Consider the following 10,815-nt stretch of genomic DNA (forward strand, 5'->3'; position numbering starts at 1 on the left):
TAACTACTTCACAAGCGAAGTACTTCGCTTTTTGTCCTTATTTGGGATTATAGACGAAGTATTTCGTCTATCCCAACTCTGGCTGAATAGCCAGCCAACCTTTTTTCATGACAAATATTGTCAGTCATTACCTCCTTTCCTCAAGTCTAAACTGTCCAAAGGACTTTGAATTTTACTTATGCTTTTGGTACTAACATGGGTATAGATTTCAGTAGTTTTACTGTGAGCATGACCCAATAGCTCCTGTATGTACCTCAAATCAGTCCCAGCCTCTAATAAATGAGTCGCAAAACTGTGCCGCAAGGAATGCACAGTTATCTCTTTTTTTATCCCTGCCTTTTGACAAGCATGCTCCAGAATTTTTTGCACTGTTCTTATCGAAATATACCTGTCTGCCTTTGCGCCTTGAAAGAGATACTTTGAAGGCTTATATTCCCGCCAATATCCCCTAAGAATTTCCAATGCTATTTCAGACAACATTACATAACGGTCTTTTCTTCCTTTTGCCCCTTTAATGTGAATCAGCATCCGCTTGCTGTCTATGTCTTCAGGTTTCAATCTAACCACTTCTCCGACTCTTAATCCAGCAGAATACACTATCATAAGAATAGCCCTGTGTTTAAGATTATCTACTGAATTGAGGATTTTTGTAACTTCTTCTTTGCTTAAGACTACGGGCAGTTTTTTGTCCTTGCGGGGTCTTTTTACTTCATAGACAAATTTCTTCTTAAGCATTGTCCCATAATAAAACTTCAGGGCATTGATTGCCTGATTCAGCGTGGATGTTGCTGATTGTTTATCCTCTGCAAGGTAAAGCAAGTAATCTTTAATGTCTGAATCGCTTATGTCTGTTGGCTGCTTATTGATAAAACCCAGGAAGTCCCTGTTGTAATAGAGATAGCCTTTCACAGTTTTGTAGCTGTATTTTCTTGAAAGGAGTTCGCGCTTTAAATCTTCAAAGGTCATTGCAGATAATTTTTTATCAGAAAATCTCCCCTCGCCCCTCTTTACCAAAGAGGGGGATAAAGAAAAAGGTTTTGCCAAAGAGGAGTTCCCCTGAGATTGCGGAGCCTGTTCCGAGCCTAAATTAAGATTGCCACGCACCCTTCGGGTGCTCGCAATGACAGGTGAGGAATCCCTGCTCCTCGCAATGACAGAAAAGGGATCTTTGCTTCCCACAATGGCAGGAGAAAGAAGTTTAGCTTGCAGGGAGGGGTCTAAATGGATTTTCTCGTCCTTGAAAACCTGTAATATTTTCTCCAATGTTCCATTGGTATCGGCAAAAATCCAGTGTTTGTTTTCCTTATTCCATTTGTAACCTAGAACTGTTTTGACTTTTTCAATTAGTTGTGGATTATAAGGAAAGCTAACAAGTATTCTGCCTGTGTCATCCTTGGTAACAATTACTATCCCATGTGTGTTTTCCCCTCTCCCTTACCTCCCCTCTGTAAATCATATACTGCAAGGTAAAAGATAATGGTAGATATAAAAAGGATTATAACGGTTATATTATTGTGAAGCTCCGTTGTATTGTCAAGATTTTTTATGAAATTACCCTTATGAGGAAAGCTTCGTTTGAGCCTTAAGGTTATCCGGGCGGTAATTAGATAAGCAGTTTTCTAACTTGCAAAATTTTAGAAACTAAAATCAACTTTGGCGATATTAAAAAAGCTTTTTCCTTAAATTTCATGCTCTAACTTCTTATCCCCCCGGCTCTTATATGTCCAGATTTCTCACTTCAAGAGCGTGTTTTTCTATGAATTCCTTGCGCGGCTCCACCTGGTCGCCCATGAGAATTGTGAAGATTGCGTCAGCCTTCACAGAGTCGTCAACGCTGACCTGAAGCAGAGTCCTTTTTTCAGGGTCCATTGTGGTTTCCCACAACTGCGTCGGGTTCATCTCGCCGAGTCCCTTATACCTCTGAATGTTTATGCCTTTTTTTGCGAGGGCAAAAATGAATTCATAAAGCGCCCGCGAGTCGCTGAATTCTTTTACCGCATCTTTTTCCATAATTTTGTAAGGCGCCTGGCCTAATTCCTTTAACGCTGTGTACAGGCTCTGCAGTTCCCTGAAATCCGGAGACGCCAAAAATTCATCGTCAATCGTTAGTTTTACGGACTGACGTTTTAAGTTTATCTTGAAGGCCTGGTGTTCTTCGTCTTCCTCTATCTCTTCAGTCAAATCAGGAAATTTTGATTTAAGTTTTTCCACTAAGGCATAAACCAGGTCCCGGTCCTTCAGGGTTGATTTGCTGAGGTCCAACCCGAGCAGCGCCTTGAGCGCCTCTGTATCTTTTTTCCTCTTTGCAAACCAGTTGATGAGCTTTTCAAGTTTTGAGAGTTTTTTTATGTACGGCACAAGTATCTTGCCGGTTAATGACTTGCCGTTGACCTGAAGTTCAATTTCATCAGCCGCCAGGTCCAGCAGCATGTCTTCAAGCTTGTTCTCACTCTGGATATAACGCTCTGAGCGCCCTTTTTTTACTTTAAAAAGCGGAGGCTGGGCTATGAAGAGATAGCCGTTTTCAATTACCTGCGGCATCTGCCTGTAGAAGAATGTGAGAAGCAGGGTCCGGATGTGCGCCCCGTCTACGTCGGCATCCGTCATGATAATAATTTTATGGTAGCGTATCTTTGCGATATCAAAATCGCCTTCGCCTGTGCCAATGCCTGCGCCGAGCGCGGTAATCATAATTTTTATCTCTTCGGAGCCGAGCATTTTGTCCAGCCTTGCCTTTTCCACATTCAGGATTTTTCCCTTAAGAGGCAGTATTGCCTGGTTGCTCCTGTCGCGCCCCTGTTTTGCAGAGCCGCCTGCTGAATCGCCCTCTACTATGAAAATCTCGCTCAGCGCCGGGTCTTTCTGCGCACAGTCGGCAAGTTTCCCCGGAAGGCCTGTATCTTCAAGCGCGCCCTTTCTCCTTGTGAGTTCTCTTGCCTTTCTTGCGGCATCCCTGGCCCTTGACGCTAAGAATGCCTTTTCAATTATTTTTCTTGCAATGGGGGGGTTCTGTTCAAAATAATTGCCCAGCGCATCGTTTACAAGTGATTCAACGAGTCCCTTAACCTCGCTGTTGCCGAGTTTGGTCTTGGTCTGCCCTTCAAACTGCGGGTCAGGTATTTTTATGCTGATGACTGCCGTAAGTCCTTCCCTTATATCTTCACCGGAGAGGGTTTCTTTGATATTTTTTGAAATTCCGGATGAAGCGGCATAATTATTGGCTGTGCGGGTGAGAGCCGCCTTGAAGCCCACCAGATGCGTCCCACCCTCTTTTGTGTTGATGTTATTGGCAAAAGAATATATGGTTTCCGAATAACTGTCGTTGTACTGGAGAGCCACTTCCACGGATGCGCCGTCTTTTTCTTTTGTGACGTAAATCGGCTTTGCATGAAGCGGTGTCTTGTTTGTATTTAAGTGCTCAACAAAAGATACAATGCCGCCGCTGTAATGGAATGTCTCTTCCTCACTGCTTCTTTCGTCTGCAAGTTTAATCTGAAGCCCCTTGTTAAGAAAGGCAAGCTCCCTCAGCCTTTGTGAAAGAGTATCATAGCTGAAATCCATAGTTTCAAAAACCTCGGTATCAGGCTTAAATGTGATCTTAGTGCCTCTGCCTTTGGTTTTTCCCACTACGGTAAGCGGCGCCTTTGGCACTCCGCGCTCAAAATGCTGTTCCCACACCTGTCCACCCTGCTTAATCTCAATATCAAGCCACTCGGAAAGCGCATTGACGACTGAAACCCCGACCCCGTGCAGTCCGCCTGAGATTTTGTAAGCCTTGCTTTCAAATTTCCCTCCGGCGTGGAGTTCTGTCAGCGCAATCTCTGCGGCAGAACGCCCTTTCGGGTCGCCCGGATGGGGTCCTGTGGGGATACCCCTGCCGTCATCAATGACGGTGATGCTTCCTTCTGTGTGGATTGTGACGTCAACCTTTGTGCAGAAACCTGCAAGCGCCTCGTCAACGCTGTTGTCCACAACTTCGTATACAAGATGGTGCAGTCCTTCAATTCCCGTGCTGCCGATGTACATTGCAGGCCTTTTTTTTACGCCGTCAAGGCCCTTAAGAATTTTTATATCTCCTGCGCCGTATGTTTCTTCATTTCCGTTTTGCATTTTATCTGTCATTTATCTCCTTCTCTAAAAAAAAGGGTTCGAGGGTTCGTGGATTCCAGGGTTCAAGTGGCTAAGATTTAAAGAAACGTAACTCGTAACGCGTTAAGCGTCACGGGTTACGAATTTTAATCACTGGAACCCTTGACCCCTTGAATCCTTGAATCCTTTTAACTCATATTCTCATCGGCATAACGACACAGCTGTAATCTTTATCTTCCGCTTCCTGCATAAGGGTAGGGCTGAGCGAATCCTGCAGGTCAAACCTGATGGCTTCCCCGCCCATTGCCTTAGCCGCATCCATCACATAACGGGCATTAAAACCTATTGAAAGGGGGTCTCCCTTGTACTGAACGCTAATCTCCTCCCTGGCCTCGCCGAGGTCGGGATTTATAGAAATCATGGTCAGCTTGCCCGGCTCTATGTCAAACCTGATGGCATTGGTTCCCTCCCTGCTCATTATTGACGTCCTTTTTATTGCTTTAAGGAATGTAGCCTTATCCGCTGTCATTTTCTTTTCATTGCCCTTAGGGATGACCTGGTCGTAGTTGGGATACGTCCCTTCAATGAGCCGGGATGTCAGTGTCAGGTCTTCCATGGTGAAGAACATATGATTTTTGTTCAGTCCTACTGTGATAGTTACAACATTTTCGCCAAGGAGGCGGCTTATTTCAACAGCGGCTTTCTTGGGCAGTATAAGCTTTTTTTCCTCTGAAAGTTTTCCTTCTATTTCCTTTGAAATAAGTGAAAGGCGGTGTCCGTCAGTGCCGACAACCTTCAGCTCAATGGCTTTTTTCTTCGGGATAAAATGCATAAGGATGCCGTTCAGCGTGTACCTAAGGTCATTATCGCCTGTCGCATAAATTGTCTTTTCAATCATATCTTTTAACGTCTTTGCGTTTAAGATTATGTTTTCAGCCTGGCTCACCTCAGGCATGGCCGGGTATTCCGCCTCTGGCAGCCCCATTAATTTAAAAGTGCTTTTGCCTGAGGAAACCCGCAGCCAGTTGTTTTCCTGCGACTCAAGAAGCACGCTGTCTTCCAGCTCCTTTGTTATCTCAAAGAGTTTTCTTGCAGGTATACAGAGACTGCCTTTTTCAATGATATCCGCTTTCAGGCTGCTGATGATCGTAATATCAAGGTCGGTTGCAATCACGGAGATTGCCTTGTCGGCTTTCAGCAAAAAATGGCTGAGAACCGGCATGGTGGTTTTTTTCTCAACGATGCCCTGAATGTTTTGCAATACACTTTGTATTTCATCCCTTTCTACCTTCAGCTTCATAAATCCTCCTGTTTTTAAAGTTAGAAGTTAAAAGTTAAGAGTTAAGAGTTAAGGATTATAATTAAAAACATTCCAAAACTTTTAACTTTTCACTTTTAACTTTCAACTTTTTCATTCATAGCTCCTGATTTTTTTTGTCAGATATTCAAGTTTTTTATTAAAGTCCTCATCATGTTTTTTACGCTCCTCAATCTGTTTGCAGGCATGAATGACTGTGGAGTGGTCTTTGCCTCCGAATTGTTTGCCTATGTCGGCAAGAGAGGCGTCTGTCAGAATCTTGCAAAGATACATGGCAACCTGCCTTGGAAATGCAATGTCCCTGGTCCTTTTTTTTGCCTTCATGTCCTGAAGCCTGATGCCGTAATATTCGCAGACCGCTTTTTGAATCGTGTCAACAGTCAACGCCTTTTCCTCATCCCTGATCATATCCTTAAGCACTTCTTTTGACATGTCAGTGGTAATTGCTTTTCCGGAGAGGGAGGAATGCGCGCCGAGCCGTATCATGCATGCCTCAAGGTCTCTGATATTGGACTTTATCTTGTTTGCCAGAAAAACGATGACGTCGTCAGGGAGCTTTATGCCTTCTGTTTCAGATTTTTTCCCTAAAATAGCTATCTTTGTTTCAATATCAGGCGCCTGTATCTCTGCAATCAGCCCCATGCCAAACCTGGACCGCAGGCGTTCTGTAAGAGGCGCTATATCCGCAGGCGGCCTGTCACTTGAGAATACAATCTGCTTCTGTGAATTGTAGAGGGCGTTAAATGTATGAAACAATTCTTCCTGCGTGCCGCTTTTCCCGGCTATGAACTGTATGTCGTCAATTATGAGCACATCAAGGTGTCTGTATTTTTCCTTGAACATATCCATCTTGTCATTTCTCATGGAATAGACAAATTCATTGGTGAACTGCTCTGCAGGCACATAAAAAAGTTTTGCATCAGGCAGCTTGTCTATTATTGCATTGCCGATTGCATTCATGAGGTGAGTCTTGCCGAGCCCTACGCCGCCGTGAATAAACAGCGGATTGTAAGCCCTACCCGGTGAGTTGGCAACTGCCATTGCCGCCGCACTGGCAAACTGATTGCTTGTACCACTGACAAAGTTATCAAATGTGTATTTCGGATTAAGGTAAATGCCCTTGCTCGCAAGTTTTGCCTTTCTGTTCTCCCTCGTTGTCTCTATCTTTTTGAGGACGGCGTTTTCCTGTTTTTCAGAAACATTGAATTTAATCGTTACCGGTTTTTTAATGAGCCCTTCAATGGTCTCTGTGAGCAGCGCATGAAAATGGTCTTCAATCCATTCCTTGAAGAACCTGTTTGGCACTTCAATCACTAAGTGCTGGTCATGGAATTGCAGCAGCTTTATGGGTTTGAACCACAGATCAAATGTCTGATCGTCAATCCTCTCCTGAATAGCATTAAGTGTTTTACCCCATATCTCTTCTGTTTCCACTATTTTAATTCTACCTCCGGAACCTGAAGCTGTTTAAGTATTGAGTTATAAACACAATATTAACACTCTGTTGATAACTTACAGTCTATGATTTTTTTGAAACTTAGAACCCCGGGCAGTCTGGAAAATACCGTAAGGTTGTAAGGTGAAATATTATACCTAAGACCATATATATTAGCAAGGGTGTTTTTGCCGTTTTTTTGCCTGCCAAAATACGCTAAAATAAATAGCGAGCGCATTCCCCGTGGTCTTGCCGCGGGGTTAAGCGAGCGAATATGATAAAGAAAATCCTTACATTAGATTTCCTGTGGTCTTGCCACAGGGAAGATTAATTCAAAACTTGACATTTATTAACTACTATGGTAGTTAATAATACATGGATACACTGATTTTCAGGCTTACGCAATTAGGGATTTCTGAGTACGAGGCAAAGGCATACCGTGCCCTTTTGAAAGAAAGTCCCTCAAGCGCTTATGAAATAGCAAAAAATTCCGGTATACCCACCTCCAAGATCTATGAGGTTATTAAGAGGCTTGAGCTAAGACAGATGGCTCAGACTATCCACGGCGAAAAGACAAGGATGTTTATCCCCCAGCCCCTTGATGAATTTATAGCAGGCTTTAAATTATCCATGGAAGACAATCTTGATGCAGTTAAGAGGGAGCTGCAGGATTTGAAGGGAGGCATAGATACCAGTTATACCTGGCACATGGGTGATTACGAAGGGCTTATCGTTAAGGCAAAGAGGATGATTTCTACTGCGGAAAAGACAATCATCATATCCGTATGGCCTGCAGAGTTTGAAACGCTGTCTGCGTCCCTTATTGATGCAGAGGCGCGGGGATTAAAAGTAGCAGTGCTTCACTACGGGGCCACGCATATTAAAGTCGGCAGGATTTACAGGCATCCTGCGGAAGAGACTATTTATTCTCAAAGGGGAGGCAGCAGGGGTTTTACGCTTATTGCCGACTCAAAGGAAGCCATCACAGCTAAAATCAGCTCAGGATGGACAGGAGGGACAGAGGCAATCTGGAGCATGAATGAGGCCTTTGTCATAACGGCAGAGGGCTATGTGCGGCATGACATTTATCAGATGAAGATAATGAGCCGCTTTGCGCCGGCGCTTAAAGAGAAATTCGGAGAGAAATATGAACGGCTTCTGGATATTTACAGAGATGAGTAAGGAGGGGGGCAATCCCTCTATTTACTTGAACTGTCAACACAATTCGTGACTAGTGCGAATAATGAGGGTGGATTGATTTTTTTAACCCACCCTCACAAACGCATTGATTATTTCTTTTTCATGAGCGGAAGACAACCGCAGCCGCAGGAACTTTTTGAACCGCTCTTAATTTCGGTGGTCTTTTCTGCAGGATGTTCTTTTGTTTCTTTTTTAATATCTTTTGTCAATGTTATCACCCCCTTTAGTTTAAGTGTATGCTCATCTACTTATATAATTAAGCAAAAAAATATCCGCTATTTTGGCTTGGCAATTCCTTTATGCATTTGTTTTATCTTCACATGCCCGCCTAAACAGCCGCAAGTACAAATACGATTAAGCCTTTCCCTGCACTTTTCAAGGGTGTCTCGATTTAGAGAATAATAAATCCAATAACCCTGCCTCTCATTCTTCACAAATCCCGCGCTTCTGAGAACTCTCAAATGCTGAGATACCGCTGACTGTGTTATTCCCAATGCATTAGCTAACGCATTGACACTTATGGGCTCTTTTTTCAGTAATTCAATAATTTCTATTCGTTTATCAACTGAAAGCAGTTTAAATAATTCTGCGGATCCCTTCATAATTATCTCTTGTCTATAAGTATATTTGTATAAACTAATATTAATCCTGCGAACTTATATTGTCAAGCATTTTTTTTTTGCAAGGAGAAGCCTGCGGTTTGCCATGTTAAAAATGCGGGATGTGGAGCTTTATCTCTCAATTAAACGGGCGCTGTCCCAAATTTCCCATTTACTTCAATTTTTCTTACCATGAAATTGTATATGTGCAGCTTTCACCGCCTTTTTTCCTGCACGGCTTTGAGTCGTCATGTATAACTGTTGCATCTGGTTGAAACTTTTGCGCCATTGCTGTGATTATCCCCCTGTCAAAGCTGCACGGATAAGGATTATTACAGACGGATATAATTAAATTTTGACCTTCAATTTTAGTATAGCCGTAATGACCGATCCCTTCTGTCATTCTACCGGTATCTGGATTAAACATTATTTTATTATTCTTTCTGTGATTCATATGATAAGCAATATCAATGGATTTAACAGCATCTTCAATGGTTTTCATCCAGTCAGGGAATATAGCATTTCTTGGAATCTGCAGGCCGATTCTAAACAAAGTACTATCGCTTCTTTTTGAAATACTTTCAAAAGCCATAAGCCATTTTTCCTGAGAATACCAATTATTTTTATCTAATATCTCCGGAAGCCCTGCTTGTCTTAGATGAGATTTTGATAAAATTTTAACTATACCGAATCCTGCAACTATAGCATAAGCCGCATTCCCGCTGACTTCAATATTTGGTTCAAAAGGCTTAAATTGCATAAATGCCTCCTTGAAAAAAATTTAAAAAATCAGGAACAACATATCCTATATTTTTTCTGCTGTTTACATACGGTATAGGTTTTGATGATTGATATTCCCTGTGGCAAGACCACGGAGAATACGCTCACTATTTATTCAATTATCTTGAAAACCATATGCATTGTCAAGGTTTATTTACTTCATTTCATTGACAACCCTTAAACATCTTCCCTATAATTCCCTTCATGGGAATTCTGTTGCAGAAGAAGTGCATTGAGAGGCTGGACAAGGAATATCTCTGGCATCCTTTTACGCAAATGAGGGAGTGGGCAGAGGAGGCGCCTGTCATCATCACAGAGGGCAGGGGGGCTTTTCTTAAAGACATTACAGGCAAATGGTATCTTGACGGCGTATCATCTCTCTGGGTTAATGTCCACGGGCACGGGAAAAAAGAAATTGACGACGCAGTAAAGGCGCAGATTGACAGAATCAGTCATTCAACCCTTCTGGGGCTTACTCACCCGCCTGCGGTGGAATTAGCTGAACGGCTTATACAATTAGTACGGAAATTGGGTAATCCCCCCTCACCCCCCTTTGCTAAAGGGGGGCAGGGGGGGATTAGTAACTCATCCTTCATCCCTCAACCTTCATCCTTATCAAAAGTCTTCTACTCTGACAACGGTTCAACTGCCGTTGAAATCGGGCTTAAGATGGCGTTTCAGTTCTGGCAGCACAGCGGAGTCAGGCGTAAAAAGAAATTTTTATCTCTTGACAATGCATACCACGGCGACACAATCGGCGCAGTGAGCGTTGGCGGCATTGATATTTTTCACAGACTGTTTTTTTCGCTTTTGTTTAAATCCTACAAAGCGCCTTCGCCGTACTGCTACCGCTGCGTGCTTGGCAAGAAATATCCGTCATGCAGACTATATTGCCTCAAAAAAATGGAAGAAGTAATGAAAAAACATCACAAGGACATCGCAGGTGTAATCATTGAGCCGGTTGTGCAGGGCGCAGGCGGGATGATTGTCTCTCCGCACGGATATTTAAAAGGCGTAAGAAAACTCTGCACTAAATACAATATTCTCATGATTGCAGATGAGGTTGCGACAGGTTTTGGCAGGACCGGAAAGATGTTTGCATGCGGACATGAGGGCGTTAGCCCTGATATTTTGTGTGTTGCAAAGGGGATTACAGGCGGTTATCTTCCGCTTGCGGCAACTATCACTACAGGGAAAATCTATAATGTATTCCTTGGAAAATTTAAAGAGCTTAAAACATTTTTTCACGGGCATACTTATACCGGAAACCAGCTTGCATGCTCCGCTGCCCTTGCAAATCTTGAAATTTTCAAAAAAGAAAAGACAATGCAAAAGATGCAGAGGAAGGTTGAGATTTTGAAAAAAGAACTTGCAGAAATATCTGATTTTCCCCA

General features: G+C 42.9%; 8 protein-coding genes. 2 read left to right on the plus strand and 6 right to left on the minus strand.

All coding sequences use genetic code 11. From position 1 onward, the window contains the following. Positions 1 to 120 precede the first annotated feature (120 nt). The 4 genes from HZA10_04705 to dnaA all read right to left on the minus strand — a co-directional run bounded on the left by HZA10_04705 (position 121) and on the right by dnaA (position 6,844). Entirely contained in the window at positions 121 to 966 is an 846-nt protein-coding gene (locus HZA10_04705) for a site-specific integrase (GenBank protein MBI5195601.1), read from the minus strand. Between the two features lie 750 nt (positions 967 to 1,716). Next, positions 1,717 to 4,122, minus strand: coding sequence for a DNA topoisomerase (ATP-hydrolyzing) subunit B (gyrB, locus tag HZA10_04710; GenBank protein MBI5195602.1), 2,406 nt, complete (start codon positions 4,120 to 4,122; stop codon positions 1,717 to 1,719). Positions 4,123 to 4,282: 160 nt separating this feature from the next. Further along, complete coding sequence (dnaN, locus tag HZA10_04715) at positions 4,283 to 5,389, minus strand: DNA polymerase III subunit beta (GenBank protein MBI5195603.1); 1,107 nt, start codon at positions 5,387 to 5,389, stop codon at positions 4,283 to 4,285. Between the two features lie 111 nt (positions 5,390 to 5,500). Further along, positions 5,501 to 6,844, minus strand: a complete 1,344-nt coding sequence (dnaA, locus tag HZA10_04720) for a chromosomal replication initiator protein DnaA (protein MBI5195604.1) — start codon at positions 6,842 to 6,844, stop codon at positions 5,501 to 5,503. 373 nt (positions 6,845 to 7,217) lie between these two features. Between dnaA and HZA10_04725 the strand changes: the two genes are divergently transcribed. Continuing rightward, the gene (locus HZA10_04725; protein MBI5195605.1) at positions 7,218 to 8,024 is read left to right on the plus strand and encodes a TrmB family transcriptional regulator; all 807 of its coding nucleotides are present in this window, start codon (positions 7,218 to 7,220) and stop codon (positions 8,022 to 8,024) included. A gap of 293 nt (positions 8,025 to 8,317) precedes the next feature. Here HZA10_04725 and HZA10_04730 read toward each other — a convergent pair whose 3' ends face one another. Both HZA10_04730 and HZA10_04735 read right to left on the minus strand, forming a co-directional pair. Beyond that, positions 8,318 to 8,644, minus strand: a complete 327-nt coding sequence (locus tag HZA10_04730) for a winged helix-turn-helix transcriptional regulator (GenBank protein ID MBI5195606.1) — start codon at positions 8,642 to 8,644, stop codon at positions 8,318 to 8,320. A 184-nt stretch (positions 8,645 to 8,828) separates the two neighbouring features. Next, positions 8,829 to 9,401, minus strand: coding sequence for a hypothetical protein (locus tag HZA10_04735; GenBank protein MBI5195607.1), 573 nt, complete (start codon positions 9,399 to 9,401; stop codon positions 8,829 to 8,831). 224 nt (positions 9,402 to 9,625) lie between these two features. On the opposite strand from HZA10_04735, the gene HZA10_04740 reads away from it, so the two are divergent. Next, the coding region (locus HZA10_04740; protein ID MBI5195608.1) for an aspartate aminotransferase family protein at positions 9,626 to 10,815 on the plus strand (1,190 nt) is incomplete at its 3' end.

The sequence above is a fragment of the Nitrospirota bacterium genome (assembly GCA_016212185.1).
Classification (GTDB): Bacteria; Nitrospirota; Thermodesulfovibrionia; order UBA6902; family DSMQ01; genus JACRGX01.

What these genes read in the sequence shown, in the direction of transcription:
- HZA10_04730 (MBI5195606.1), bottom strand. Translation starts at nt 8,644, where the DNA reads ATGAAGGGATCCGCAGAATTATTTAAACTGCTTTCAGTTGATAAACGA.
- HZA10_04705 (MBI5195601.1), bottom strand. Translation starts at nt 966, where the DNA reads ATGACCTTTGAAGATTTAAAGCGCGAACTCCTTTCAAGAAAATACAGC.
- dnaN (MBI5195603.1), bottom strand. Translation starts at nt 5,389, where the DNA reads ATGAAGCTGAAGGTAGAAAGGGATGAAATACAAAGTGTATTGCAAAAC.
- HZA10_04735 (MBI5195607.1), bottom strand. Translation starts at nt 9,401, where the DNA reads ATGCAATTTAAGCCTTTTGAACCAAATATTGAAGTCAGCGGGAATGCG.
- gyrB (MBI5195602.1), bottom strand. Translation starts at nt 4,122, where the DNA reads ATGACAGATAAAATGCAAAACGGAAATGAAGAAACATACGGCGCAGGA.
- HZA10_04725 (MBI5195605.1), top strand. Translation starts at nt 7,218, where the DNA reads ATGGATACACTGATTTTCAGGCTTACGCAATTAGGGATTTCTGAGTAC.